The sequence below is a fragment of the Pseudomonas entomophila genome (assembly GCF_013523125.1).
Lineage (GTDB): Bacteria > Pseudomonadota > Gammaproteobacteria > Pseudomonadales > Pseudomonadaceae > Aquipseudomonas > Aquipseudomonas entomophila_B.
Map to the genome: position 1 here is coordinate 1 of NZ_JAAMQJ010000022.1, position 26943 is coordinate 26943.

28 protein-coding genes are annotated in these 26943 nt (G+C 65.4%); 15 read left to right on the forward strand and 13 right to left on the reverse strand.

The features are described from left to right. The first annotated feature begins 81 nt into the window (after positions 1–81). The 5 genes from hslV (at position 82) to phaZ (ending at position 5290) form a co-directional block, all read left to right on the forward strand. Positions 82–612 carry an ATP-dependent protease subunit HslV gene (gene hslV / locus G7007_RS12895; protein ID WP_060395222.1) on the forward strand — a complete coding sequence of 177 codons (531 nt, stop codon included), beginning with the start codon at positions 82–84 and terminating at the stop codon, positions 610–612. 76 nt (positions 613–688) lie between these two features. After that, on the forward strand, positions 689–2035 hold the full coding sequence (hslU, locus tag G7007_RS12900) for an ATP-dependent protease ATPase subunit HslU (protein WP_181102289.1): 1347 nt from the start codon (positions 689–691) through the stop codon (positions 2033–2035). 210 nt (positions 2036–2245) lie between these two features. Further along, positions 2246–2623: a gamma-butyrobetaine hydroxylase-like domain-containing protein gene (locus G7007_RS12905; RefSeq protein ID WP_181102291.1), complete on the forward strand. Its 378-nt coding sequence runs from the start codon at positions 2246–2248 to the stop codon at positions 2621–2623. Between the two features lie 101 nt (positions 2624–2724). Next, on the forward strand, positions 2725–4395 hold the full coding sequence (phaC, locus tag G7007_RS12910; protein WP_181102293.1) for a class II poly(R)-hydroxyalkanoic acid synthase: 1671 nt from the start codon (positions 2725–2727) through the stop codon (positions 4393–4395). Positions 4396–4447: 52 nt separating this feature from the next. Further along, positions 4448–5290, forward strand: coding sequence for a poly(3-hydroxyalkanoate) depolymerase (gene phaZ / locus G7007_RS12915; RefSeq protein ID WP_181102295.1), 843 nt, complete (start codon positions 4448–4450; stop codon positions 5288–5290). 151 nt (positions 5291–5441) lie between these two features. Here phaZ and G7007_RS12920 read toward each other — a convergent pair whose 3' ends face one another. Then, positions 5442–5717 carry a polyhydroxyalkanoic acid system family protein gene (locus G7007_RS12920; RefSeq protein ID WP_181092493.1) on the reverse strand — a complete coding sequence of 92 codons (276 nt, stop codon included), beginning with the start codon at positions 5715–5717 and terminating at the stop codon, positions 5442–5444. Between the two features lie 123 nt (positions 5718–5840). On the opposite strand from G7007_RS12920, the gene ubiE reads away from it, so the two are divergent. The 9 genes from ubiE to G7007_RS12965 all read left to right on the forward strand — a co-directional run bounded on the left by ubiE (position 5841) and on the right by G7007_RS12965 (position 11852). Beyond that, a complete protein-coding gene (ubiE, locus tag G7007_RS12925) occupies positions 5841–6611 on the forward strand; it encodes a bifunctional demethylmenaquinone methyltransferase/2-methoxy-6-polyprenyl-1,4-benzoquinol methylase UbiE (protein WP_181102297.1) in 771 nt (256 codons plus the stop codon). After that, positions 6611–7234: a ubiquinone biosynthesis accessory factor UbiJ gene (locus G7007_RS12930; RefSeq protein WP_181102299.1), complete on the forward strand. Its 624-nt coding sequence runs from the start codon at positions 6611–6613 to the stop codon at positions 7232–7234. The genes ubiE and G7007_RS12930 overlap by 1 nt, the downstream gene beginning before the upstream one ends. Then, on the forward strand, positions 7231–8841 hold the full coding sequence (ubiB, locus tag G7007_RS12935) for a ubiquinone biosynthesis regulatory protein kinase UbiB (protein WP_181102301.1): 1611 nt from the start codon (positions 7231–7233) through the stop codon (positions 8839–8841). The genes G7007_RS12930 and ubiB overlap by 4 nt, the downstream gene beginning before the upstream one ends. Positions 8842–8913: 72 nt before the next feature. After that, complete coding sequence (gene hisI, locus G7007_RS12940) at positions 8914–9306, forward strand: phosphoribosyl-AMP cyclohydrolase (protein WP_181102303.1); 393 nt, start codon at positions 8914–8916, stop codon at positions 9304–9306. 1 nt (position 9307) lies between these two features. Then, positions 9308–9643, forward strand: coding sequence for a phosphoribosyl-ATP diphosphatase (locus G7007_RS12945; RefSeq protein ID WP_181102305.1), 336 nt, complete (start codon positions 9308–9310; stop codon positions 9641–9643). Between the two features lie 24 nt (positions 9644–9667). Then, the gene (locus tag G7007_RS12950) at positions 9668–9949 is read left to right on the forward strand and encodes a twin-arginine translocase TatA/TatE family subunit (protein ID WP_181102307.1); all 282 of its coding nucleotides are present in this window, start codon (positions 9668–9670) and stop codon (positions 9947–9949) included. Positions 9950–9952: 3 nt separating this feature from the next. Further along, a complete protein-coding gene (gene tatB / locus G7007_RS12955) occupies positions 9953–10363 on the forward strand; it encodes a Sec-independent protein translocase protein TatB (RefSeq protein WP_181102309.1) in 411 nt (136 codons plus the stop codon). After that, entirely contained in the window at positions 10360–11148 is a 789-nt protein-coding gene (gene tatC, locus G7007_RS12960; RefSeq protein WP_181102311.1) for a twin-arginine translocase subunit TatC, read from the forward strand. Before tatB ends, tatC begins: the two co-directional genes overlap by 4 nt. Then, positions 11145–11852 (forward strand): 16S rRNA (uracil(1498)-N(3))-methyltransferase, encoded by a 708-nt coding sequence (locus G7007_RS12965; protein ID WP_181102312.1) that lies wholly within the window; start codon positions 11145–11147, stop codon positions 11850–11852. Before tatC ends, G7007_RS12965 begins: the two co-directional genes overlap by 4 nt. A gap of 177 nt (positions 11853–12029) precedes the next feature. On the opposite strand, the gene G7007_RS12970 is transcribed toward G7007_RS12965, so the two are convergent. From G7007_RS12970 to G7007_RS13025, 12 genes are all read right to left on the reverse strand, one after another. Beyond that, entirely contained in the window at positions 12030–12764 is a 735-nt protein-coding gene (locus G7007_RS12970) for an amino acid ABC transporter ATP-binding protein (RefSeq protein ID WP_181102383.1), read from the reverse strand. Next, positions 12757–13719 carry an amino acid ABC transporter permease gene (locus G7007_RS12975; protein WP_181102314.1) on the reverse strand — a complete coding sequence of 321 codons (963 nt, stop codon included), beginning with the start codon at positions 13717–13719 and terminating at the stop codon, positions 12757–12759. The genes G7007_RS12970 and G7007_RS12975 overlap by 8 nt, the downstream gene beginning before the upstream one ends. A gap of 77 nt (positions 13720–13796) precedes the next feature. Next, on the reverse strand, positions 13797–14597 hold the full coding sequence (locus tag G7007_RS12980; protein WP_181102315.1) for a transporter substrate-binding domain-containing protein: 801 nt from the start codon (positions 14595–14597) through the stop codon (positions 13797–13799). A gap of 221 nt (positions 14598–14818) precedes the next feature. Further along, a complete protein-coding gene (mdoH, locus tag G7007_RS12985) occupies positions 14819–17395 on the reverse strand; it encodes a glucans biosynthesis glucosyltransferase MdoH (protein ID WP_181102317.1) in 2577 nt (858 codons plus the stop codon). Then, on the reverse strand, positions 17388–19112 hold the full coding sequence (locus G7007_RS12990; protein WP_308852296.1) for a glucan biosynthesis protein G: 1725 nt from the start codon (positions 19110–19112) through the stop codon (positions 17388–17390). The genes mdoH and G7007_RS12990 overlap by 8 nt, the downstream gene beginning before the upstream one ends. 262 nt (positions 19113–19374) lie before the next feature. Next, the gene (gene dtd, locus G7007_RS12995; RefSeq protein ID WP_181102320.1) at positions 19375–19812 is read right to left on the reverse strand and encodes a D-aminoacyl-tRNA deacylase; all 438 of its coding nucleotides are present in this window, start codon (positions 19810–19812) and stop codon (positions 19375–19377) included. Beyond that, the gene (pip, locus tag G7007_RS13000; RefSeq protein ID WP_181102322.1) at positions 19809–20780 is read right to left on the reverse strand and encodes a prolyl aminopeptidase; all 972 of its coding nucleotides are present in this window, start codon (positions 20778–20780) and stop codon (positions 19809–19811) included. Before pip ends, dtd begins: the two co-directional genes overlap by 4 nt. 123 nt (positions 20781–20903) lie before the next feature. Continuing rightward, positions 20904–21473, reverse strand: coding sequence for a lipocalin family protein (locus G7007_RS13005; protein WP_308852297.1), 570 nt, complete (start codon positions 21471–21473; stop codon positions 20904–20906). Further along, positions 21470–21727: an outer membrane protein assembly factor BamE domain-containing protein gene (gene bamE / locus G7007_RS13010; RefSeq protein WP_181102324.1), complete on the reverse strand. Its 258-nt coding sequence runs from the start codon at positions 21725–21727 to the stop codon at positions 21470–21472. Before bamE ends, G7007_RS13005 begins: the two co-directional genes overlap by 4 nt. Positions 21728–22052: 325 nt before the next feature. Beyond that, positions 22053–22649, reverse strand: coding sequence for a DUF924 family protein (locus G7007_RS13015; RefSeq protein WP_181102326.1), 597 nt, complete (start codon positions 22647–22649; stop codon positions 22053–22055). 3 nt (positions 22650–22652) lie between these two features. After that, on the reverse strand, positions 22653–23663 hold the full coding sequence (locus G7007_RS13020; protein ID WP_181102328.1) for a class 1 fructose-bisphosphatase: 1011 nt from the start codon (positions 23661–23663) through the stop codon (positions 22653–22655). Positions 23664–23873: 210 nt separating this feature from the next. After that, a complete protein-coding gene (locus tag G7007_RS13025) occupies positions 23874–26324 on the reverse strand; it encodes a glycogen/starch/alpha-glucan phosphorylase (RefSeq protein WP_181102330.1) in 2451 nt (816 codons plus the stop codon). 180 nt (positions 26325–26504) lie between these two features. Here G7007_RS13025 and G7007_RS13030 point away from each other — a divergent pair, with 180 nt between their 5' ends. Further along, positions 26505–26903, forward strand: coding sequence for a YkgJ family cysteine cluster protein (locus G7007_RS13030; RefSeq protein ID WP_181102331.1), 399 nt, complete (start codon positions 26505–26507; stop codon positions 26901–26903). Positions 26904–26943 lie beyond the last annotated feature (40 nt).

Below are 26943 nucleotides of genomic sequence, written 5' to 3' on the forward strand. Positions count from 1 at the left end.
CCCTCGGGTTGAAATCCCTCCCCCCTTCCCCCATATGAGTCTGCAACAGGCATTTTCGCCCCGCTGCGTGGAGACTCTCCCTTGACTACCATCGTTTCAGTCCGCCGCCACGGCAAAGTCGTCATGGCTGGCGACGGCCAGGTTTCCCTCGGCAATACCGTCATGAAGGGCAACGCGAAGAAAGTCCGCCGTCTCTACCACGGCCAGGTCATCGCTGGTTTCGCGGGCGCGACCGCCGATGCCTTCACCCTGTTCGAACGCTTCGAAGGGCAGCTGGAAAAGCACCAGGGCCATCTGGTCCGTGCGGCCGTCGAGCTGGCCAAGGAATGGCGGACCGACCGTTCCCTGAGCCGTCTGGAAGCCATGCTGGCCGTGGCCAACAAGGATGCCTCGCTGATCATCACCGGCAACGGTGACGTGGTCGAGCCGGAAGATGGCCTGATCGCCATGGGCTCCGGCGGCGCCTTCGCCCAGGCCGCCGCGCGCGCCCTGCTGAACAAGACCGAGCTGTCGGCACGCGAGATCGCCGAGACAGCCCTGAACATCGCCGGTGACATCTGTGTGTTCACCAACCACAACCTGACCATCGAGGAGCAGGACCTGGCCGAGTGATCAGCTGTTCTGGCGCCCGGCCCCGGTGGCCGGGCTTTTCCACGCTGAACCACGTCGTCCGAGGACCCACATCACCATGTCCATGACCCCCCGCGAGATCGTCCACGAACTCAACCGTCACATCATCGGCCAGGACGACGCCAAGCGCGCCGTGGCCATCGCGCTGCGCAACCGCTGGCGGCGCATGCAGCTGCCGGCCGAGCTGCGCGCCGAGGTGACCCCGAAGAACATCCTCATGATCGGTCCGACCGGCGTCGGCAAGACCGAGATCGCCCGTCGCCTGGCCAAGCTGGCCAATGCGCCGTTCATCAAGGTCGAAGCGACCAAGTTCACCGAAGTCGGCTACGTCGGCCGTGACGTCGAATCGATCATCCGCGACCTGGCCGATGCCGCGCTGAAGCTGCTGCGCGAGCAGGAGATCATCCGCGTGCGCCACCGCGCCGAAGATGCCGCCGAGGAGCGCATCCTCGATGCCCTGCTGCCGCAGGCACGCACCGCCAGCAGCTTCGCCGAGGAAGCCGCACCGAGCAGCAGCGACTCCAACACCCGCCAGCTGTTCCGCAAGCGCCTGCGCGAGGGTCAGCTGGACGACAAGGAGATCGAGATCGAAGTCGCCGAGAACGCGGGCGTCGAGATCGCCGCGCCGCCCGGCATGGAAGAGATGACCAACCAGCTGCAGAGCCTGTTCGCCAACATGGGCAAGGGCAAGCGCAAATCGCGCAAGCTCAAGGTCAAGGAAGCGTTGAAGATGGTGCGCGACGAAGAAGCCGGCCGCCTGGTCAACGAGGAAGAACTCAAGGCCAATGCCCTGGAAGCGGTCGAACAGCATGGCATCGTGTTCATCGACGAGATCGACAAGGTCGCCAAGCGCGGCAACGTCGGCGGTGCCGACGTCTCCCGTGAAGGTGTGCAGCGCGACCTGCTGCCGCTGATCGAGGGCTGCACCGTCAACACCAAGCTGGGCATGGTCAAGACCGACCACATCCTGTTCATCGCTTCCGGCGCGTTCCACCTGAGCAAGCCGAGCGACCTGGTGCCGGAACTGCAGGGCCGTCTGCCGATCCGCGTCGAGCTCAAGGCCCTGACCCCCGAGGACTTCGAGCGCATCCTGCAAGAGCCGCACGCCTCGCTGACCGAACAGTACCGCGAGCTGCTCAAGACCGAAGGCCTGAACATCGAGTTCGCGCCCGAGGGCATCAAGCGCCTGGCTGAAATCGCCTACCAGGTCAACGAGAAGACCGAGAACATCGGTGCCCGTCGCCTGCACACCCTGCTGGAGCGCCTGCTGGAAGAAGTCTCCTTCAGCGCCGGCGACATGGCCAGCGGCCATGACGAAACCCCGCTGCGTATCGATGCCGACTACGTGAACGGTCACCTCGGTGAACTGGCGCAGAACGAAGACCTGTCTCGCTACATTCTCTGAGGCCTCGAGCTCCAAGCTCCAAGCTCCAAGCTCCAAGCTGATTGGGTCGGCTTGGAGCTTTTTTGTTCACTCGCGCCCTCAGTGGCCTTGCACACTACTTTTGCGCCGAGACAAACGCCTCACGTATCGTCACTACGCACCACTTGCCGCTTGCCGCTTGCCGCTTGTGACTTGTAGCGTTGTACCCCCACCACCATCGAGACCGCCGCCATGCCCAGATTGCCCAGCGCGATCAACCTGAACAAGGCCACCAGGACCTTGATCCTGACCTATGGGTCTGACGAGGTGTATCACCTGCCGGCCGAGTTCCTGCGGGTTCATTCTCCGTCCGCCGAGGTACAGGGCCATGGCAAGCCGATCCTGCAAGTCGGCAAGTTGGGCGTAGGGCTGGTTGGCGTCGAGCCGGCCGGCCAGTATGCGCTCAAGCTGACCTTCGACGATGGGCACGACAGCGGCCTGTTCACCTGGGACTACCTGGAGCAGCTGTGCCTGCGGCAGGAGGCGCTGTGGACGGACTACCTCGAAGCGCTGCGCCAGGCCGGGCGCTCTCGCGACCCGTCCGAATCCGTGGTCAAACTGATGCTGTGAGTTGTGCTTGAATGAGGTGCAGGGCCGCGACAGTCCTCCCTGCACTCCGGCGCAGCCTGATGCGTCACGACCCTTCGCCTGAGCACAAGGAAGCCTCATCGATGCGTCGCACCCCTTCCAGCGAGCGGCCGACCCGCAACGCCGACGGTTTGAACCCCCTCACGGGCCTGCAAGGCAAGGACCTGCTGGCGAGTGCGCATACCCTCGCATGGCATGCCTTGCGTCATCCGCTGCACAGTGCCCAGCATGCCTACCGACTGGGTGAGCGGCTCAAGGAGGTGCTGGCAGGCACTTCCCTGCTGGAGCCGGCGCGTGGCGATCGCCGCTTCGCCGACCCGACCTGGGCCCAGAACCCGTTCTACCGCCGCGGTCTGCAGGCTTACCTGGCGTGGCGCGACGAGCTGCATGACTGGGTCGAGCACAGCGCCCTGGCGCCCGACGACATCCGTCGTGGCCATTTCCTCATCCACCAGCTCACCGACGCTGTGGCACCGACCAATTCGCCCGCCAACCCGGCCGCGCTCAAGCGCCTGCTCGAGACGGGTGGTCAAAGCGCCTTCGCGGGCCTGGCCAACCTGGCCAGGGACTGGCTGGACAATGGCGGCATGCCTCGCCAGATCGACCCGAATGCGTTCGTCGTGGGCCGAGACGTGGCCACCACCGACGGCGCGGTGGTCTATCGCAACGACGTGCTCGAGCTGATCCAGTACCGCCCCCTCACGGACCAGGTGCACGAGCGCCCCTTGCTGATCGTGCCGCCCCAGATCAACCGGTTCTACGTCTTCGACCTGACTCCGGACAAGAGCCTGGTGCGCTACGGCCTGTCGATCGCCCAGCAGACCTTCATGATCAGCTGGCGCAACCCGACCGCGGACCAGCGTGAATGGGGGCTGTCGACCTACGTCGAAGCGCTCAAGGAGGCGATCGACGCCCTGCGGGTCATCACGGGCAGCCCGGACGTGAACGTGCTGGGCGCCTGCTCCGGCGGGATCACCTGTGCCGCCCTGGCCGGCCACTATGCGGCGCTGGGGCAGCCTGCGCTGCATAGCCTGACGCTGCTGGTCAGCGTGCTCGATGCTTCGCTGGACAGCCCACTGGCGCTGTTCACCAACGACCGGACGCTGGACGAAGCGCGCCAGCGCTCCTACCAGGCCGGCGTGCTGGAGGGCAAGGACCTGGCCCGCCTGTTCGCCTGGATGCGCCCCAATGACCTGGTCTGGCACTACTGGGTCAACAACTACCTGCTGGGCCTGGCGCCACCTCCGTTCGACATCCTGTTCTGGAACAACGACACCACACGGCTGCCGGCCGCGTTTCACGGCGACCTGATCGACCTGTACCGACACAACCCACTGACCCGCGCCCACGCCCTGGAGGTCTGCGGCACGGCGATCGACCTCGCCCAGGTGCGCGCGGACGTCTATTGCCTGGGCGCCACCACCGACCACATCACGCCGTGGCAGGCCTGTTACCGCTCAGCGCGCCTGTTCGGTGGCCAGGTCGAGTTCGTGCTGTCCAACAGTGGGCACGTGCAGAGCATTCTCAACCCGCCTGGCAACCCCAAGACACGTTTCCAGGCCGGCCCGGCCAGGGTCGACGATCCGCAGGCCTGGGAGGGTGAGGCAACACGCCATGCCGGCTCCTGGTGGCCCCATTGGCACGCGTGGCTAGAAGGGCGTTCAGGCCCCTTGAAAGCCGCGCCCGCGCAGTTGGGCGATGCATACCACGCGCCGGACGCCGCTGCACCCGGGACCTATGTCCATGACCGCTGAGCCGACGCCTTGCTCATCGCCTCAGCGCCCATCACCCCTACAGGAAAGCGCCATGTCGCAGCCGTATGTCTTCAAGACCGTGCATGTGGACGGTCAATCCTTGCGCACGGTCGTGCGCCCAGGACAGCCGCACCTGACCCCGCTGCTGATCTTCAACGGCATCGGCGCCAACCTGGAACTGGTCTTCCCGTTCATCGAAGCCCTGGACCCTGCGCTCGAAGTCATCGCCTTCGATGCGCCGGGCGTCGGTGGCTCGTCGACGCCCCCTCGCCCCTACCGTTTCAGCGGCCTGGCGCGATTGAGCGCGCACCTGCTCGATACCCTGGGGTACGCCCAGGTCAACGTGATCGGCGTGTCTTGGGGAGGTGGCCTGGCCCAGCAGTTCGCCCGCGACTACCCGCAACGCTGCCGCAAGCTGATTCTGGCCGCGACCGCAGCCGGTGCCCCCATGGTGCCGGCCGAACCTCGCGTGCTCTGGGCGATGGCCAGCCCACGGCGCTACACGGACCCTGCCGAAACGGTGCGACTGGCGGGACTGATCTACGGCGGCAGCCTGCGCCACGACCCGGCCCTGGCGCTCGAGCACGCCGCGAAGGTCCGGGCCGGCGACCGGACGGGGTACTACTGGCAGTTGTTCGCGGCGCTGGGGTGGACCAGCCTGCACTGGTTGCACCGCTTGCGTCAGCCGACACTGGTGCTGGCGGGGGATGACGATCCGCTGATCCCCCTGATCAACATGCGGGTGCTGGCTTGGCGCATTCCCCATGCGCGCCTGCATGTCATCGACGATGGGCATCTGTTTCTCATCACCCGGCCCGAGACCGTCGCGCCGATCGTCATGGCGTTCCTGCAGCAGGAGCGTCAGCCGGCGGTGGTGCATCCCAGGCCGGTCTAGAGGGCTGGCTCAGCCGCGACAGGGCCGATCGGCAGCGCCTGCATCGCGGGCAAGCCCCACAGGTGGCTGCGACAAGCTGTACCCCTTTGGCACGGCTACGGGTGTGGGAGCCGGCTCGCCGGCGATCGGGGGACAGGCAGCAGCCGGGGTGTCAGGCCAGCGCCTTGTCCAGCGCCCGCTCGATCTCGCCCTGGATGGTACCGCTCATCATCGACAGCATCATGCCGAGCTTGAGGTCGATGCGGATGCTGTCGTCACCGATGAACACGCTGCCGTTGGCGCCGCTGCGCGAAATGTCGACGCGGTCGCCCTGCCAGTCGGCCTTGAGGTCGTACTTGCCGGACAGCTTGTCGACCAGGGCCTCGGCCTTGGCGCGTGCGGCTTCGCGGCCGAGGTGATGGGGACGTTCCACGCTGATCTGGGTCATTCATTGAATCCTGGGTGTAAGACAGTATCGATATTATGCCCGTGCCCATCGGGCAGCACACCCCGTCAAGACAAATCCGGCCGTTCGCCCTAGAATGGCGGTAATTTTTTCCGGTGAAGCGATATGAACGACCAGCGCAAAGACGGCCACGCCGAACCCACCACGCATTTCGGCTACAAGAACGTCCCCGAGAGCCAGAAGGCGGCCAAGGTCGCCGAGGTCTTCCATTCGGTCGCAGCCAAGTACGACCTGATGAACGACGTGCTCTCCGGCGGCATGCACCGGCTGTGGAAGCGGTTCACCATCGAGCTGTCGGGTGTGCGGACGGGTAACCGCGTGCTGGACATCGCCGGTGGCACGGGCGATCTGGCCGCCAAGTTCTCGCGCCTGGTCGGCCCGACCGGCCAGGTGGTGCTAGCCGACATCAATGCCTCGATGCTCAAGGTGGGCCGCGATCGCCTGCTCGACCGCGGCGTGGCGGGCAACATCGAGTTCGTTCAGGCCGACGCCGAGAAGCTGCCCTTCCCGGACAACCACTTCGACTGCGTGACCATCGCCTTCGGCCTGCGCAACGTGACCCACAAGGAAGACGCCCTGCGCTCGATGCTGCGTGTGCTCAAGCCCGGTGGCCGCCTGCTGGTGCTGGAGTTCTCCAAGCCGACCAACGCCCTGATGTCCAAGGCCTACGACGCCTACTCCTTCGCCTTCATGCCGCTGGCGGGCAAGCTGATCACCAACGATTCGGAAAGCTACCGCTACCTGGCCGAATCGATCCGCATGCACCCGGACCAGGAAACCCTGAAGTCGATGATGGTCAGCGCAGGCTTCGACCGCGTCACCTACCACAACATGACCAGCGGCATCGTCGCCCTGCACCGCGGGATCAAGCCCTGATGCTGCTGGCCGGCCTCCTCGCCAGCGTCGAGCATGGCCTGAACCGCGTCCTGCGCCTGGACAGCACGGCCTTGCCGCGCCTGGCCAGCCTCGAGGGCAAGGTGATCGCCATCGACTGCCGTCAGCCGGCCTTGCAGCTGTTCCTGCTGCCCGACGAGGACGGCCTGATGCTGGCCGGCCAGTGGGAAGGGTCGGTGGACTGCACCCTGCGTGCACCGGCCAGCAGCCTGGCACGGCTGGCCCTGTCCAGGGACAAGACCCGTGTCCTGCACAGCCCCGAGGTCGAGCTGCTGGGCGACACCGGCCCGCTGCTCGAGCTGTTCGGCGTGCTGCAGGACCTGGAGCTGGACTGGGAGCATGAACTGGCCCGCTGGCTGGGGCCGGTGCCGACCGCACTGTTGGCCGGACACGTGCGCCAACACGCGCGTTGGACCCAGGACGGCCTGGCGCGGTTCGGCCAGAACCTCGCCGAGTACCTGGCCGAGGAGTCGCGCACGCTGGTCGGCCAGCGCGAAGCGGAAGCGGCCTTCCGCGAACTCGATCACCTGAAAGTCGACCTCGAACGCCTCGAGGCGCGCCTGGCGCGCCTTGCCCGATCCCTTGATGCCAGCGATAACGCATGAAGCTGCTTGCCGTCCGCCGCCTGTTCCGCATCCAGCGCGTAGTGATCCGCTACCGCCTCGATGACGTGCTGTTCGACCTGCCGCTGCCCTGGTGGCTGCGCAGCCTTCGGCTGTTCATGCCGTGGCGCTGGTGGCCGCGCAAGCCTTCGCCGATCAGCCGTGGCGCCCGGCTGCGTATGGCCCTGCAAGACCTTGGGCCGATCTTCATCAAGTTCGGCCAGTTGCTGTCCACTCGACGCGACCTGCTGCCGGCCGACGTCGCCGACGAGCTGATGCTGCTGCAGGACCGCGTGCCGCCGTTCGACCCGCAGAAGGCCGTGGCGTTGATCGAGGCGCAACTGGGCGCCACGGTCGGCGAGGTGTTCAGCCGTTTCGACGTCGAGCCGCTGGCCTCGGCCTCGGTCGCCCAGGTGCACGGGGCGCGGCTCAAGAGCGGCGAAGAGGTGGTGGTCAAGGTGGTGCGTCCGGGCCTGCGCCCGATCATCGCCCAGGACCTGGCCTGGCTGTTGCTGATCGCCAAGGGCGCCGAACGCGTCTCGGTCGATGCCCGGCGCCTGCACCCGGTCGAGGTGGTGGGCGACTACGAGAAGACCATCTACGACGAGCTCGACCTGCTGCGCGAAGCGGCCAACGCCAGCCAGCTGCGGCGCAACTTCGAAGGGTCCGACCTGATGTACGTGCCCCAGGTGTACTGGGACTTCTGTCGGCCGAAAGTGCTGGTGATGGAGCGCATCTACGGCGTGCCGGTCACCGACCTGGCGACCCTGGCCGACCAGCGCACCGACATGAAGCTGCTGGCCGAGCGGGGTGTCGAGATCTTCTTCGCCCAGGTGTTCCGCGACAGCTTCTTCCATGCCGACATGCACCCGGGCAACATCTTCGTCAGCACGGTCAAGCCCTGGGCGCCCAAGTACATCGCCATCGACTGCGGGATCGTCGGCAGCCTGACCCCGGAAGACCAGGACTACCTGGCGCGCAACCTGTTCGCCTTCTTCAAGCGCGATTATCGCCGCGTCGCCCAGCTGCACATCGACTCCGGCTGGGTGCCGGCGCAGACCAAACTCAACGAGTTCGAGGCGGCGATCCGTACCGTCTGCGAGCCGATCTTCGAAAAGCCGCTCAAGGACATCTCGTTCGGCCAGGTGCTGATGCGTCTGTTCCAGACCGCGCGCCGCTTCAACATGGAAGTCCAGCCGCAGCTGGTGCTGCTGCAGAAGACGCTGCTCAACATCGAGGGCCTGGGACGCCAGCTGTACCCGGAACTGGACCTGTGGAGCACCGCCAAGCCCTATCTGGAACGCTGGATGCGCGAGCGCTACAGCCCCCGGGCCGTGCTGGGCAACCTGCAGAGCCAGGCCGAGCAGTTGCCGCACCTGGCCGACATGACCCGCGACCTGCTCGAGCGCCTGTCGCAGCCGCACCTGAAGGACCCGAAGCTGCCCCGTCAACGGCGTGACGAGGACCGCTGGGCCCTGCGCCTGCTGGGTGCAGGGCTGCTGGGGAGCGGCGTCACACTGATGCTGGGCGCGGCCAGTTTCAGCGACCCGGCCACCTGGCCTGCCTGGCTGATGCTCTGCAGCGGGCTCTATCTGATCGTGCGCCGATAGCCAGGCCCGGCGCTGGCTGGCACACTAGCGCCAGGGCTCGGTACAGGAGCGGGCCCGATGCTGGAGTGAACGATGAAAGACTGGCTGGACGAGATCAAGTGGAACGCCGATGGCCTAGTGCCGGCCATCGCCCAGGACCACCAGACCGGGCGCGTGCTGATGATGGCCTGGATGAACCGCGAAGCGCTGGCGCTGACCGCCGCCGAGCAGCGCGCCATCTACTGGTCGCGCTCGCGTGGCAAGCTGTGGCGCAAGGGCGAGGACTCCGGGCATGTGCAGAAGCTGCACGAGCTGCGCCTGGATTGCGATGCCGACGTGATCATCCTGCGGGTCGAGCAGGTCGGCCACATCGCCTGCCACACCGGACGCGAAAGCTGCTTCTACCGGGTGTTCGAGCACGGCCAGTGGGTCACCGTCGATCCGGTCCTGAAGGACCCGGATGCCATCTACCACGCAGGACACTGACATGAGCGATACCCTCACGCGCCTCGCCGAGGTGCTCGAAGCGCGCAAGCATGCCGCGCCCGACAGCTCCTACGTAGCCAGCCTGTACCACAAGGGCCTGAACAAGATCCTGGAAAAGGTCGGCGAAGAGTCGGTCGAGACCATCCTCGCCGCCAAGGACGCCGCCATCAGCCACGACTGCAGCGACGTCATCTATGAAACCGCCGACCTGTGGTTCCACAGCCTGATCATGCTCAGCGCGCTCGGTCAGCATCCCCAGGCCGTGCTGGACGAACTGGAGCGCCGTTTCGGCTTGTCCGGGCACGTCGAAAAAGCGGCCCGCCAGCCTTCCGTCTGACTCACGAACTCGAGGTAAACCGTCATGGGTATTTTCGACTGGAAACACTGGATCGTCCTGCTGATCGTCGTGGTCCTGGTGTTCGGCACCAAGAAGCTGAAGAACTTCGGCGGTGACCTGGGCGAGTCCATCAAGGGCTTTCGCAAGGCCATGAGCGACGAGGAGACCAAGCCGGTCGAGCCGACGCCGCCGCCCGTGGCCCCTGCTCAGCCGATGCCTTCGCACGAGACCACACCGGTGACCCCGCCGCCGACCACGATCGACGGCCAGGCACGCCCCGTGCAACCGTCTCCGCGGAACGACTGACCGATGTTCGGCATCAGTTTCAGCGAGCTTCTGCTCGTCAGCCTGGTCGCCCTGCTGGTGCTGGGCCCCGAACGCCTGCCGGGCGCGGCCCGCACCGCGGGGCTGTGGATCGGTCGGCTCAAGCGCAGCTTCAACAGCATCCGCCAAGAAGTGGAGCGGGAAATCGGCGCCGACGAGATCCGTCGGCAGTTGCACAACGAGCATATCGTGTCCCTGGAGCAGGAAGCCCGCCGTATTCTCGACCCGAAAGGGCCTGGGTCGACACCGCCTGCAGCCAGTCGAGCCGGTGAACAGGGAGTGCCACCCAGCATGCCCCTGGCCACGCCGACCGTCGAGCGGCCCGCCGACACCGCGCCTTCCGCCGGTTCGCCGCCCGAGCCGACCTCAACGCCCCAGACGCCCAAAGCCCCATGAGTGAAACACCCGAACACGACCAGCCGATGCCGCTGGTGTCGCACTTGACCGAACTGCGCACACGCCTGCTGCGCTGCGTCGCCGCCATCTTCCTGATCTTCGCGGGGCTGTTCTCCTTTGCCCAACAGATCTACACCCTGGTGTCCGCGCCCTTGCGCGCGCACCTGCCGCCCAACGCGACGATGATCGCCACCGACGTGGCGTCGCCGTTCCTGACGCCCTTCAAGCTGACCATGACGGTGTCGCTGTTCCTGGCGATCCCGTTCATTCTGCAGCAGGTCTGGGGGTTCGTCGCGCCGGGCCTGTACCGTCACGAGAAACGTGTCGCGATCCCGCTGCTGCTGTCGAGCATCGTGCTGTTCTATGCCGGCATGGCCTTCGCCTACTTCCTGGTATTCCCGCTGATCTTCGGCTTCTTCGCCGCAGCGACCCCGGAAGGCGTGTCGATGATGACCGACATCGCCAGCTACCTGGACTTCGTCATGACGCTGTTCTTCGCCTTCGGCGTGGCGTTCGAGATCCCGGTGGCCGTGGTGCTGCTGGTGTGGATCGGGGTGGTCGACGTGGGCTATCTGCGCAAGATCCGGCCCTACGTGATCATCGGCTGCTTCGTGGTCGGCATGGTGCTCACACCGCCCGACATCTTCTCGCAGACCTTGCTGGCGGTGCCCATGTGGCTACTGTTCGAAATCGGCGTGTTGTTCGGCGGCCTGGTGCGCAAGCGCAGCGCCGAGCGTGACGCGGCCGAACACCCTGACGATCAACCGCCTGCGGCCCAACCATGAACCTGCTGTTGCTCGAGGCCGCCGACTTCGTCGCGGCCGATCGTGTGGTGCTGGGTGGCCGTCGCTTGACCCACATGCAGGACATCCACCGCGTGGCGGTGGGCGACAGCCTGCGCGTCGGCGTGCTGGCCGGGGGCATGGGCAGCGCGACCGTGACGCGGCTCGCGCCCCATGAGGCCGAGCTGGTGGTGGACCTCACCCAACCGCCGCCGCCCAAGCTGCCGCTGACCCTGGTGCTGGCCGTACCGCGCCCGAAGATGCTGCGCCGGATCTTCCAGACGGTCGCGACCCTGGGGGTAGCACGTCTGGTGCTGGTGAACAGCTATCGGGTCGAGAAAAGCTTCTGGCAGACCCCGTTCCTGACGCCCGAGGCGATCCACGAAAACTTGGTGCTGGGCCTGGAGCAGGCGCGAGACACGGTGCTGCCGGAGGTGATCATCGAGAAGCGCTTCAAGCCCTTCGTCGAAGACCGGTTGCCTGCGCTGGTGGAAGGCACCCAGGGCCTGGTAGGCCACCCAGGTCCCTACCCCGCCTGCCCGCGCGGGGTCGAGGGCCCGGTGACGCTGGCCATCGGGCCGGAGGGCGGATGGATTCCCTACGAGGTGGACCTGCTGGCCAAGGCCGGGTTGGCGCCGGTGCAGTTGGGCGATCGTATCCTGCGGGTCGAGACGGCGGTGACGGCGTTGGTGTCGCGGTTGTTCTAGGGGCGGGGCGCACTCATCCGGTCCGCCACCGCCCTCATCGCGGGCAAGCCCGCTCCCACAGAGGGATGAGCTGGTCTGGTAGATCTGACAAGTAAGCTCCCACAGGACCTGTGCAGCCCAAGACGTTGTCTCGTCGCCACAGCCTGCTTGAAGCTTGAAGCTTGTCACTTCCCGCTCTCAGAGCACCTGCCGCAAGAACGCCTGCGCCCGCGGGTCCTTCGGCGAAGCGAAGAACTCGCGTGGCGCCGAGTCTTCCAGCAGCTTGCCATGGTCGAAGAACAGCACGCGGTCGGCCACTTCGCGGGCGAAGCCCATCTCGTGGGTCACGCAGACCATGGTCATGCCTTCCTGGGCCAGGGTCTTCATCACATCCAGCACTTCGCCGACCATTTCCGGGTCGAGGGCCGAGGTCGGCTCGTCGAACAGCATCACCTTCGGGTCCATCGCCAGGGCACGGGCGATGGCCACGCGCTGCTGCTGCCCGCCGGACAGCCTGGAGGGGTATTCGTCGGCCTTGGCAGCGATCCCGACCTTCTCCAGCAACGCCTTGGCCTTGGCCTCGCGCTCGGCCTTGCCGCGCTTGCGCACCACCTTTTGTGCCAGGCACAGGTTCTCCAGCACGGTCATGTGCGGGAACAGGTTGAAATGCTGGAAGACCATACCGACTTCGCGGCGGTAGGCGTTGATGTCGGTCTTGGGATCATCCAGGGCAATACCGGCGATCGCCACGTGCCCGGCGTCGAAATCCTCCAGGCCGTTCAGGCAGCGCAGGAAGGTCGACTTGCCCGAGCCCGACGGCCCCAGCACCACGACCACTTCACCCTTGGCCACCTGGGTGCTGACCTGATCCACCGCCCGCACCACCTGGCCACGGGCATCGAAGACCTTCAACAGGTTCTGAACGTCAATCACTTTGCGCAAGCCTCCGCTCGAGCCAGCTGGCCAGTCGCGACAGCGGCAGGTTGATCAACAGGTACAGGCCGGCCACGCAGAACCAGATCTCGAAGGTCGAGAACGACGTGGTGATGACCTCGCGCCCGCTTTTGGTCAGCTCGGTGATGGCGATGACCGACACCAGGGAGCTGTCCTTGACCAGGCTGATGAACTGCCCGGCCAAGGGCGGCAGGACGCGCTTGAAGGCCTGGGGCAGGATGACGTGACGCATCGACTGCCCGGCATTGAGGCCCAGCGAACGGGCGGCTTCGCTCTGCCCCTTGGCCACCGATTGCACCCCGGCGCGCACGATCTCGGCCACGTAGGCCCCCGTGAACAATGCCAGCGTGGCCACGCCGGCGAACTCCCGGGACAGGTCGAGCACGGTGCCGATGAAGAAGTAGAAGATGAAGATCTGCACCAGCAGCGGCGTGCCGCGCACCAGTTCGACGTAGATCGAGGACAGGCCATGCAGCGTCGGGTTGCTGGACAACCGGCACAGCCCTGCCAGCAGCCCGATCAGCAGCCCCAGCACGCCGGACACCGCCGACAGCCAGACCGTCGTCCACAGGCCCCAGACCAGCGGCCCGGCGCTCCAGCTGCGGGTGACGCCAATCGCGTCGCCCTCGGCCACGTCGTCGCCCCGGCTCACCTGCAGGCTGTCGCGGGCCACTTGCAGCACCTGCTGGCCGCCGCCCTCCTCCTTGAGCGTCACCTGCGCCATGTCGCCGTGGTCGACGATGTCCTGCACAGTGCCGTACTCGGCGGCGCGCTGCGCCTCCTCGGCCTGGTAGGCGAAATACTGCGGCACACGGTTCCAGCGCCACTCGTAGGAGATCATCGAGGTGGCCAGGTACAGGCTCGCGGCCAGGCCCACCAGGATCAGCGCCGTCAACCCATGCCAGGGCCAGCGGGCTTGCTTGTGTTTGATCACGTTTGGGTCATTCCATAAAAGCGAACGCGCAGGACCGGCCTGCGCGTTGGGGTCAAAGACTGGTCAGCACGCCAGACTCATTCCATGTCCTTCAGCCAGTCCTTGTTCTTGAACCACTTGTCGTGGATACGATCGTAGGTCCCGTCGTGCTTGATCTGGTGCAGGAAGTTGTTGATGAAGTTGAGGCTGTCGTAGTCGCCCTTCTTCAGGCCGAAGGCCAAAGGCTCGAAGGTGAACGGCTCATCGAGGTACACCAGCTTGCCGCCGCCGACCTTGTCCACCGCCACGACGTTGTAGGGCGCGTCGTAGACGAAGGCATCGGCCTTGCCATTGACCACGTCCATGACCGCCTCGGGTTCGTTGTCGTAGCCATGGTACTTGGCCTTGGCGATCAGCTTCTTGGCGATCAGCTCGCCCGTGGTGCCGAGCTTGGAGGTGATGCGGTACTTCTCGTCGTTCAGGTCCTTGTACGACTTGATCTCGCCTGCCAGCTCCTTGCGGATCAGCAGCGTCTGGCCGACCACGATGAAGGGTTCGCTGAAGTTCAGGCGCAGGTTGCGTTCCTGGGTCAGGGTCATGCCGCTGCCGATCATGTCGAACTTGTCGGTCAGCAGGGCCGGGATGATGCCGTCGTAGGCGGTCGAGACCGTCTCGAGCTTGACGCCCATGGACTTGGCCATGGCCTTGAGGATGTCCACTTCGAAGCCGATGATCTCGCCACGCTTGTTGGTCATCTCGAAGGGCATGTAGGTCGGATCCATGCCAACGCGCAGCGTGCCGCGCTTGACCGCGTCATCGATGGCGCCCGCATGGGCGGCCGAGACTGCAGCCAGGGCCGTGACGCCCAGCAGAAGCCGCGACAGGTATTTCTTGAACATGACCAGATCCCCTAGACAGGAAAGACGAACGTTTTTTGTTGGCCGGCCCACGGGCTGTCGGGTCGATCCGCTTTGTCGGGAAGCGATGCTAACGCATGCGTGGCCCGTCACCTAGAGGCAGGCGAGCCTTTGTGCGCCGAAAGGCGATGGCAAGTGAACCAGGGACATGAAAAAGCCCGGGACCGCTGACGGTTCCGGGCTTGGGTACGGCAGTGCGTACGTTACGCGTTGGCCAGCGTCGAGGTCGGTTCGCCTTCAGGGTGCAGCGGCAGGCTCGGCGAATGGGCATCGGTGGTGATCGACCGCCAGCGCTCGATCCAGGTCGAGGGGTAGGCGTTCCACACACCGGCGTGCAGTCGCGAGAGTGCCACCGGGTCACTGAGCAGGGCCAGGCGGGTCGCTCCGTCCAGACGCTCAGGGCCGGCTTCCAGCGCTTTGTCCACATGACGTCGGCGCTGCGCTTCGATCGGCTCGGCCTGACCATGACGGGCGGTGGCCATGGCGCAGGCCAGGGCGTTCTGTACCGGATCGACCACCGCACGCACGAAGCCGTCACGCAGGGCATGCCAACGGTTCTCGTGGGTGTACTGGTCGGTCGCCACCAGCTCCTGGGGCGGTGCGTACTCTTCCGGGATCAGGAACAGCTTCTCGTCGCGCGCGCGCAGGCCCAGGCCCGTGCGACTGGAGATCACCGACACCGGGATCGACAGCACCAGCGAACCGACGATGGGCGCCAGCCACCACAGGAAGCTTGGGTTCAGCCAGGCCACCAGCGCGGCCCAGGCGAAACCGAGCAGGGTCTGCGGCCCGTGGCGCTTGATCGCCTCGCTCCACGGGGTGGAGTCGTCATCACGCTGCGGCGAGTTCCAGGTCGCGGCCCAGCCCAGGAAGGCGGCCAGGACGAAGCGGGTGTGGAAGATCATGCGCACCGGGGCCAGCAGCATCGAGAACAGCATCTCGATCAGCATCGACAGGGTGACCTTGATCCGCCCACCGAACTCGGTAGCGCCCTTGACCCAGATCAGCACCACGCTGAGCAGCTTGGGCAGGAACAGCAGCACGACCGTGGTGGAGAACAGGGCGATGGCCTTTTCCGGATGCCATTGCGGCCACAGCGGGTACAGCTGGAACGGCTCGAGGAAGTACTGCGGCTCCATCAAGGTGTTGGTCGCCAGCAAGGCCGTCGACAGCACCAGGAAGAAGAACCACAACGGCGCCGACAGGTAGGACATCACGCCGGTCAGGAACACCGCGCGGTGCACCGGGTGCATGCCCTTGACCAGGAACAGGCGGAAGTTCATCAGGTTGCCGTGGCACCAGCGACGGTCGCGCTTGAGCTCGTCGAGCAGGTTCGGCGGCAGCTCTTCGTAACTGCCTGGCAGGTCGTAGGCGATCCACACGCCCCAGCCGGCCCGACGCATCAGCGCCGCTTCGACGAAGTCGTGGGACAGGATGGCCCCGGCGAACGCGCCCTTGCCCGGCAGCGGTGCCAGTGCGCAGTGCTCGATGAAGGGCTTCATGCGAATGATCGCGTTGTGCCCCCAGTAGTGCGATTCACCCAACTGCCAGAAGTGCAGGCCGGCCGTGAACAGCGGGCCGTAGACCCGCGTGGCGAACTGCTGCAGACGGGCGTAGAGGGTGTCCATGCCCGAGGCTTTCGGGGCGGTCTGGATGATGCCGGCGTCCGGGTTGGCCTCCATCAGGCGCACCAGGCTGGTCAGGCAGTCGCCGCTCATGACGCTGTCGGCGTCGAGCACGACCATGTACGTGTATTCGCCGCCCCAGCGACGGCAGAAGTCGTCGAGGTTGCCACTCTTGCGCTTGACCCGGCGCCGACGGCGACGATAGAAGATGCGCCCGAAGCCTTTGGTCTCGCGGCACAGGTCGAGCCAGGCCTGCTGTTCGGCCACGGCGATGTCAGGGTCGTTGGTGTCGCTGAGCACGAAGAAGTCGAAGCGGTCCAGGTCGCCCGTACGCGCCACCGATTCGAAGGTCGCCCGCAGACCGGCGAACACGCGCGGCACGTCTTCGTTGCAGATCGGCATCACCAGCGCAGTGCGCGCCGTCGGGGCGATCGGCTCGTTGCCGGCGCTGCTGCCCGAAATGCGGTACTTGTCACGCCCGGTGAGCAATTCCAGGAAGCCCATCAGCGCCGTCCAGAAGCCGGCCGACACCCAGCAGAACAGGATCCCGAACAGGATCAGGATGCTGGTCTGCAAGGCGTACGGCCAGACCTGGACCACGGTGTCCCACAGCGGCTGGTTGACCACCTCGTCGAGGTCGACGAACGACCAGCCCTGGTAAGGCAGGATGCCCTTCATGTACCAGCCGGCCACCAGCGTCTGACCGATCATCAGCGCCAGCAGGATGTAGCGGCGCACCGAGCCGACCCAGCGCCAGCGCGCGGCCGGCAGCTCCGGGTCACGCTTGGGCGGTTTCGCCTCCACCGACTTGCCGGTGAGCCGGCGCCAGATGCGCACCAGCACATTGGTGCGCCACTGCTCGGGCAACACGTGGGTGCGCTTGATCGGCGGCGCCACCTTCAGGCTCACACGGCCTTGGCTGTCGACGCCCAGCAGCTCGGCGTCCTCCAGCTCGGCCGCGGTGCCCAGGGTCAGACGGCTCGCCACCGAACCCTGGGCAGCATCGTCCGCTTGGCCCGGCGTGATGCCCGCCAGGCGCTGGTGCAGTTCGTCGAACGAGGCGCACTCGGCCAGTTCGGCGCGTTGCGCATCGCTCAGCGGCAGGTGGGCGAGGTACTCGCCCAGGGATTGGGATGTCGCGCTCACATTACTCATCGGCAGGCAACTGGTAGCTCCAGGTCTCGGTCAGCACCGTTTCGGTGGTGGCCGGTTTCCCGTCGGTGGGCGCCGCTTCAGCGGCCGGTTGCTCGGCAGGCTTGGCCGCCTTGGCATGCTTGGCCGCAGCCTTGTCATGCTTGGCATCCTTGGCCGGCTGGACGTCCTTGGCGGCCTCGACCGGCACGTCGCGCAGCAGTGCCGCACGCATCTCGGTGGCCTTGGTCGGGTCCTTGATCTTCAGGCGCAGCGTCAGGCGCCAGCCTTTGGTCTGCGGATTGTGACGCAGGTTGTTCTCGACCACTTCGGCGTTGTCGCCGACGCTGACCTGGCTGCGCAGGGCCGCGTCTTCCGGCAGCGCTGCCAGGACCGGGCCTTCGAAGTCGACCAGGAAGGCGATGCTGCCATCGGGCTGGCGGATCAGATTGGACTGCTTCACGTCGCCGGTCGAGCGCAGGGTCTGCTTGACCCAGGCCAGTTCGGGCGCGTGGAACTGGGCCTCGTCGAGGGTCCAGTGCAGGCGGTAGTCATGCTCGATCGGCTGGCCTGGCTCCGGCAGGGTCTGCGGGCTCCAGAACGCCACGATGTTGTCGTTGGTTTCGTCGGCGGTCGGGATCTCGACCAGGTCGACGGTGCCCTTGCCCCAGTCGCCGCGTGGTTCGATCCAGGCGCTCGGACGGGTCTGGTAGTTGTCGTCGAGGTCTTCGAAGTGGCTGAAGTCACGCTGACGCTGCAGCAGACCGAACCCGCGCGGGTTCTCCACGGTGAAGTTGCTCACGGCCAGGTGCTTGGGGTTGTTCAGCGGGCGCCACAGCCACTCGCCGTTGCCGGCCTGGATCGACAGGCCTTCGGAGTCGTGCAGGGCCGGGCGGTAGTTCAGCACCTTGGAAGGCTGGTTACTGCCGAACAGGAACATGCTGGTCAGCGGCGCGACGCCCAGGCGGGTGACCTTGTCACGCAGGTAGACACGCGACTTGACGTCGACGATGGTGTCGTCACCCGGCCGCAGGATCATCTTGTAGGCACCGGTGGAGCGCGGCGAATCGAGCAGTGCATAGATCATCAGGTGCTTGTCGCCCGGGTTCGGGCGCTCGATCCAGAACTCGCGGAACCGTGGGAATTCCTCGCCGGACGGCAAGGCGGTGTCGAGGGCCAGACCACGCGCCGACAGGCCATAGGTCTGCCCTTTGCCGACCACGCGGAAGTAGCTGGCACCGAGCAAGGTCATGATTTCGTCTTGCTTGTCGGCCTTGTTGATCGGGTACAACACGCGGAAACCCGCATAACCCAGCTGATCGGTGGCCTTGGCGTCGAACTGCAGGTCGCCGAAGTCGAAACGACTCGGGTCGTACTTGATTTCCTCGACCTTGCTCGCGGTGACTTCGTTGATCTTCACTGGCGTGTCGAAATGCATGCCCTGGTGATAGAAGGACAGCTTGAACGGGGTCTTGGCGTCGGCCCATTCGGCTTTTTCGCGACGGAAATGGATCTTCTGGTAGTCCGCGAACTTCATGTCGCGGAACACGGCGGGCAGATTGCTCTTGGGCGCCTCGAACTTCTGACCAGCCAGATCCTTGGCCTTGGCTGCGACATCATCAAGATTGAACGCCCACAGCGGGGTACTGCCCAACAGACCTGCCAGGGCGATACTCGCCATCAGGGCCTTGCGCAGACGATTGCCAGGGGTTCTTGGTGCGTTACAGGGACTTACAATCACGAGCAACCCTCGCCGAAAACGGATCATGAAACCAACTGCCAGCGATCAATGCCGGGTTGGCGAGCACTGTTCCGACCCCGAAAGGGCTGAATGATTCCCCATACGGTCGCGGACGGTACCCGAGTCAGAATGAAACGGACCTGCGAACGCAGGTCCACGCAGCGCGCGATTATCCAGCAGCCCGAGTGACAACGCATCAGGCGCGACGAACTATTTAACGCCTAAAGAGGCGTTTTCCAAGCCTCAGCGGTATGTATCGACTTCATATTTGTAACAGGAAGGTGACGGGGCCGTCGTTGACCAGGTGAACCTGCATGTCGGCCCCGAAACGACCACTGCCGACCGGCTCGTGCACCGCCTTGGCCTGCGCCAGCAGGTACTCGAACAACTCGGCCCCCAGGGCCGGAGGCGCGGCGGTGGAAAAGCTCGGACGCATGCCGCTGCGGGTGTCCGCTGCAAGGGTGAATTGCGAGACCAGCAGCAGCCCGCCGGCACAGTCCTTGAGCGACAGGTTCATCTTGCCCTGGGCATCGCTGAACACGCGGTAATTGAGCAGCTTGTGCAACAGCTTGTCGGCATGCTCGCGCGTATCGCCCGGCTCGACCGCGACCAGGGCCAGGAGCCCCTGATCGATCGCGCCGATTACCTCCCCGGCCACTTCGACCCTGGCCTGACGCACCCGCTGGATCAGCGCCTTCATGCTTCGTCCAGCGGCAGGTCGAGCAGGCGACGCGCCATCTGTTCGGCGGCCCGGACCAGGGCATCGGTGATGCCGGGTTCGGAGGCGGCGTGACCTGCGTCACGGATGACCTTCAACTCGCTGTTGGGCCAGGCCTGGTGCAGCTCCCAGGCATTATCCAGCGGACAGATCACGTCATAGCGCCCATGCACGATCACCGCCGGCAGGTGGGCGATCTTGTGGACGTCGCGGATCAGTTGGTTGTCCTCGAGGAACGCGTTATGCATGAAGTAGTGGCTTTCGATGCGGGCGATCGACAGCGCGCGCTGCGGCTCGGAGAAGCGATCGACCACCAGCGGATTGGGCCGCAAGGTAGCGGTGCGCCCTTCCCAGATCGACCAGGCCTTGGCCGCGTGCATCTGGGCGATCTGATCGTTGCCGGTCAGGCGCCGGTGGAAGGCGCCGACCAGGTCGCCACGCTCCTCCGGCGGAATGGGCGCGATGTAGTCCTGCCAGTAATCGGGGAACAGGCGGCTGGCGCCCTCCTGGTAGAACCACTGGATCTCCTGGGGTCGGCACAGGAAGATGCCGCGCAGGATCAGGCCATGCACGCGGTCCGGATGGGTCTGGGCATAGGCCAGCGCCAGGGTCGAGCCCCACGAGCCGCCGAACAGCACCCACTTGTCGATGCCCAGGTGCTGGCGAATGCGCTCGAGGTCCTCGACCAGGTGCCAGGTGGTGTTGTTCTCCAGACTGGCGTGCGGCGTAGAGCGCCCGCAACCTCGCTGGTCGAAGGTGACGATACGGTAGACGTTGGGATCGAAGTAGCAGCGACTCTGCGCATCGCACCCCGCGCCAGGCCCGCCATGGATGAAGACCACCGGCAGACCTTCCGGCGAGCCACTTTCATCGACATACAGCACATGCGGCGCTTCCACGGCCAGGTCATGCCGGGCGTAGGGTTTGATCTGCGGATACAAGGTCTGCATTACGCACTCCGTGTGAGGATTTGGATGGCCATCGCCATCATAAACCCGAATCACGCGTTGAGCATGCGCGCCGTGCAGGCGAAGTGACCTGGCGGGCTCGGCCAGGCCGGTGAACCGAAGCGCTCAGTCGAGCCGGGCGATATCGCGGTCGGCCACGCGCCAGACCAGGCGGGTGGTGTCGTAGCCTTGCTGACGGGCCCTGGCCAGCAGCCGTTCACGCTCGACCACCGCCAGCACCGGCGTGCGCGAGAGGATCCACAGCGACCTGCGATCAGGGCTGCCGACGATCGCCTGCTGGTAACGCTCGTCGACATACAGCACCCAGTATTCGCGCTTCGCCAGGCTGGGGATCAACTGGGCAAGGCCCCTGTCGAACGCGATCCAGAACCGGTCGGCACGCCCGGGAACCTGGCGCCAGGCGCTGCCCTGGGTGCCGCGCCACTGATCGTCCAACGTACGGCAGCGACTGAGCACGCCCAGCGAGCCATCGGCGCGCACGTTGTAATGGGTTTCGGCCTGGGCGCAGCCTTCTTCGAGCTGCAGCGGCAGGTGCGCGAGCTCGAACCATTTGCCTTGATAGCGCTTGAGATCGATGTCGCCTGCCGTGCGGGGCGCCAGGCTGTCCACGGAAGAGGTGCAGGCACCGAGCAGCAGGAGCAGGCCTGCGATCGCACTGGCACGCAGGCGACTCACTGGAGCCCCTGCCCTGCGTACATCACCACACGGTCCGAAGCGAACTGGACACTGACGAAGCGTGTCTCATCGCCCCACGTGCAGCTGCTGATGCCCAAGGCACCGGAGCACTCGGTTGGCTTGCCAAGCAGTTGCTCGACCTGGACACGGGTCATGCCCGTTTCCAGCTTGGCGTAGTTTTCCTGGGTGAGCTTGCTGCAGGCGGCCAGGACGACACACAGCGACAAGACGGTGAAAGAACGCAAGGAAGGCATGCACGCGGCTCCTGGGAAAGACACAGGCGGTCGACCTGCAGGGCCCTTGGATACGAAGAGGACTCATTGGTTCCCGAGGAGGGTGATTTTTGCGAGAGACCTGGGGTGACGAAGCGGCCCGTGGCACTGCATGGTACTGGCTATCTGGCACTGCACACGGTGCTTGCCGCGTTCATCGCGGGCAAGCCCGCTCCCACAGGGGGCTGAGCCATCCTGTTTCCTGGCAGGCTACATGGCCTCTGTGGGAGCTGGCTTGCCAGCGATAGCGCCAGGACAGGCACCGCCTCGAGTGTCGGTCAGCGGGCGCTCACCGACGCTCGGGCCACTAGAACCGAGAACCCGGCTCCAGCAGGAAGTCCATCTCTTCGCTGGTGCTCGGTCGCCCCAGCACCAGGTTGCGGTGCGGGAACCGGCCGAAGCGTTCGATGATGCGCTGGTGCTGCTCGGCATAGTCGAGAAACCCTTCGAACAACCGGCGCTGGCTGTCAGGCTGTTCGCTCAGCAGCGTCTGGTGGCGCTCCACGCTCAACTGCTGCCAGTCGAGCACCTCGGAGTGTTCCAGCACCAGCAGCACGAACGCCCGCTGGATCGGCAACAGCTGGTAATCCCAGTTCTGCTGCAAACCCTGCATGGCCACCACCTGGGCGCGACGATCACCCTCGAACGCACGCGGCGTGTCGCGGTAGATCATGCGCGGCAACTGGTCGAGCAGCAGGATCAGCCCCAGCCAGCCCTGCGGGCTCTGCTGCCATTCGTCCAGACCACCGTCCAACGCCTGTTCGACCCATTCGCCGAAACGCTCGTGCGTCTCGACGTCGTGATGTTTGCCGAACCACAGCGTGCTTTTCTCGTCGGCCACGGCCTGGGCACTGGTGCCCCAGCCGAACCACCACTCGAGCAACGGCTGCCAAGGTGCGAGCATGGCTTACTCCTTGTGATAGGCCGTGACGCGTTCGACTTCCTGCTTCGAACCCAGGATCACCGAAACGCGCTGGTGCAGGCTTTCCGGCTGGATGTCGAGGATACGCTCGAGGCCGGTGGTGGACGCACCGCCCGCCTGCTCGATGATGAACGACATCGGGTTGGCCTCGTACATCAGGCGCAGCTTGCCCGGCTTGGACGGGTCACGGGAGTCGCGCGGGTACATGAACAGGCCGCCACGGGTGAGGATGCGGTGCACGTCGGCCACCATCGAGGCGATCCAGCGCATGTTGTAGTTCTTCTTCAGAGGGCCCGTCTCGCCAGCCAGCAGCTCACCCACGTAGCGCTGTACCGGTGCTTCCCAGTGGCGCTGGTTGGACATGTTGATGGCGAATTCGGCGGTGCTCTCCGGAACCTGGATGTTCTCGTGGGTCAGCACGAAGCTGCCCAGCTCGCGGTCCAGGGTGAAACCGATCACGCCATTGCCCAGGGTCAGCACCAGCATGGTCTGCGGACCATAGATGGCATAGCCGGCCGCCACTTGCTGGGTCCCCGGCTGCAGGAAGGCCTGCTCGTTCAGGGTTTCGTTCTGGCTCAGGTACTCGTTCGGGCAGCGCAGCACGGAGAAGATGGTACCGACCGAGACGTTGACGTCGATGTTCGACGAGCCGTCGAGCGGGTCGAAGACCAGCAGGTAGGCGCCTTTCGGGTAACGGCCCGGGATCTGGTAGGCGTTGTCCATCTCCTCGGACGCCATGCCGGCCAGGTGGCCACCCCATTCGTTGGCTTCGAGCAGGATCTCGTTGGAGATCACGTCGAGCTTCTTCTGCACTTCGCCCTGCACGTTTTCGGTGCCCATGCTGCCCAGCACACCGCCCAAGGCGCCCTTGGACACGTTGTGGCTGATTTCCTTGCACGCACGCGCCACCACTTCGATCAGGAAACGCAGATCGGCAGGGGTATTGTTGCTACGGGTCTGCTCAATCAGATAGCGACTCAGGGTAACGCGGGACATGTGTGGCTCCGGAAGGGAATGGGGTCGATAAACCCATGCAGTCTACAGGGAGTGTCGAAGGCTAGCGAGCTGTCGCCGCCCCGCTCGCCCAGGCGAAGGCGCAGGTGGGGGTCGGAACAGGGTCTGGCGCATCTGACGACGCGCCGCCCGGGTAGTTCAGCATTCGCGGGGGCAACTGTCCATGCCCCCTGCCCTTTCCCTCTGCCGTGCTCAGTCCAGTGCGCGCCAGATCTCGGTGGCATACTCGCGGATGGTCCGGTCGGACGAGAACCAGCCCATGTGGGTGGTGTTGAGCACCGCCTTGCGCCACCACGCCTGAGGCTGATGCCAGAGCGCCTCGACCTGGCGCTGGGCGTCCCAGTAGGCATCGAAGTCGGCACACACCAGGAACCGATCGTAGGCCACCAGCGAATCGACCAGCCCGGTATAGCGAGACGGATCGTCCGGGGAGAACACGCCACTGCGAATCGCGTCGAGCACATCACTGAGCCGGCGCGAGGACGCGATCGCCTGGCTGGCACCGAAGTCGCCACTGCGGCGCCGCGCTTCCACCTGTTGGGCCGTCAGGCCGAAGATGAACAGATTGTCCAGGCCGACCTGCTCGCTCATCTCGACGTTGGCGCCATCCAGCGTGCCAATGGTCAGGGCCCCGTTGAGGCCGAACTTCATGTTGCTGGTCCCCGAGGCCTCGTAGCCGGCGGTGGAAATCTGCTCGGACAGGTCGGCGGCCGGAATGATGCTCTCGGCCAGGCTGACGTTGTAGTTGGGCAGGAACACCACTTTCAGCAGACCACGCACGGTCGGGTCGTTGTTGACCACCCGGGCGATGTCGTTGGTCAGCTTGATGATCAGCTTGGCCTGGTGGTAGCTGGCCGCCGCCTTGCCGGCGAAGATCTTCACCCGCGGCGCCCAGTGGGTCTCCGGCTCGGCACGCATGGCCTGGTACAGCGCCACGGTGTGCAGCAGGTTGAGCAGTTGCCGCTTGTACTCGTGGATCCGCTTGACCTGAACGTCGAACAGCGCCTCCGGGTTGACGGTGACGCCGACGCGCTCCTGGATGATGCTGGCCAGGGCGCGCTTGCTGTGCAGTCGCTGCTCGGCGAACTGCCGGCGGAAGGCGGTTTTTTCGGCGAACGGTGCCAGGTCGGCCAGGCGCCCTTGCGGGTCATCCTTGAAGTCCGGCCCCAGCGCCTCCACGAGCATGTCGGTCAGCCGGGGATTGGACTGGTACAACCAGCGGCGGAAGGTCACGCCGTTGGTCTTGTTGTTGATGCGTTCCGGGTAGAGCCGGTGCAGGTCGGCGAACACCGTGTCGCGCATCAGCTTGGTGTGCAGCGCCGACACGCCATTGACGCTGTGCGACCCCAGGAACGCCAGGTTGCCCATGCGCACCCGGCGGCCGTTGTCCTCCTCGATCAGCGAGACGGCGCGCAGCAGCTCGAAATCGTGCAGTCCTTTGGCGCGCACGGCATCGATGTGATAGGCGTTGATCAGGTAGATGATCTGCATGTGCCGCGGCAACATGCGCTCCATCAGCGACACCTGCCAGGTCTCCAGCGCCTCGGGCAGCAGGGTGTGGTTGGTGTAGGCCAGGGTGTTGACGGTCAGGTCCCAGGCGGTGTCCCACGGGATCTCGTGCAGGTCGACCAGCTGGCGCATCAGCTCGGCCACCGCGATCGACGGGTGCGTGTCGTTGAGCTGGATGGCGGCCGCATCGGGCAGGTTCAGCAGGGAGTCGTGCATGGTCAGGTGACGACGCAGCAGGTCCTGCAGCGAGGCCGAGACGAAGAAATACTCCTGACGCAGGCGCAGCTCCTGGCCGGCTTCGGTGCTGTCGGCCGGATACAGCACGCGCGAGATGCTCTCGGCACGCGCGACCTCGGCCACCGCGCCCAGGTGGTCCCCGGCGTTGAAGCGCTCCAGGTGCAGCTCCTCCAGCGCACGTGCGCGCCACAGGCGCAGGGTGTTGACGCTGGCACCGCGCCAGCCGACCACGGGGGTGTCGTAGGCCACGGCCCGCACCGTCTCGCCCGGTGTCCAGATCTGCCGCTGCTGGCCGTCGGCATCGGTGACGGTCTCGACGCTGCCACCGAAGCTGATCGGATAGATCACCTCGGCGCGCTCGAACTCCCACGGGTTGCCGAAGTCCAGCCAGTTCTCGGTCTGCTCCTGTTGCCAGCCATCGACCACCGCCTGACGGAACAGGCCATGCTCGTAGCGGATGCCATAACCATGGGCAGCGATGCCCAGCGTCGACATGCTCTCCATGAAGCAGGCCGCCAGGCGGCCGAGGCCGCCATTGCCCAGTGCCGCATCAGGCTCGAGCAGGCGAATGCGCTCCAGATCCACGTCCAGCCCGTCCATCGCCTCACGGGCGATGTCGAGCAGGCCGAGGTTGTTGAGGCTGTCGTACAGCAGCCGGCCGATCAGGAACTCCAGGGAGAGGTAATACACGCGCTTCTGGCTGCGTCGGTAGGCCTGACGGGTATGGTCCATCCAGTGGTCGACCATATGATCGCGGGCCGCCAGGGCGACCGCCTCGAACCAGTCATGCTCGAAGGCATGCTCCGGGTCCTTGCCGACCGCATAGGTCAACTTGTCCAGTACAGCGGCGCGGAATGCCGCCACCTCCGCGTCACGCGTAGTGAGATCCTGAGACATACTTCGTCCTCGAGCCAGTCGGTCAACATGCCATGGAAAGAGTGAGCCTAGACGCTTCGACACAGGATGGCAGGCTCGGTTCGAGTTTGTTGCACCCTGGATAACCGGCGAAAGGTTGTTCACTTATTGAGCGATTTCGGTATGATCGCGCGCCCACCCCGCCTGACCTTTTCGATTCCGATGAAACCGACCCTGATCGCCGCCGCCGAAGTGGACCGCCTGGACACTTGGCAACGTTACGCCAGCCACATGTGTGGCGGCTGCCACTCGACCTGCTGCACGCTGCCCGTGGAAGTGAAGATCCGCGACCTGATCCGCATTGGCGTGGTGGATGAATTCGAGAAGGACGAGCCACCGAAGAACGTGGCCAAGCGCTTGCAGAAGGACGGCATCGTCGAGCGCTTCAACCAGAAGTCCGGCATCTTCACCCTGACCCGCATGAGCAACGACGACTGCCTGTACCTGGACCGCAAAAGCCGGCTGTGCACCATCTATGACAAGCGCCCGGACACCTGCCGCAACCATCCGCGGGTAGGGCCGCGGCCTGGGTATTGTGCGTACAAGCCGAAGAAAGCCTGAAGTGGCAAGTGGCAAGTGGCAAGTGGCAAGTGGCAAGTGG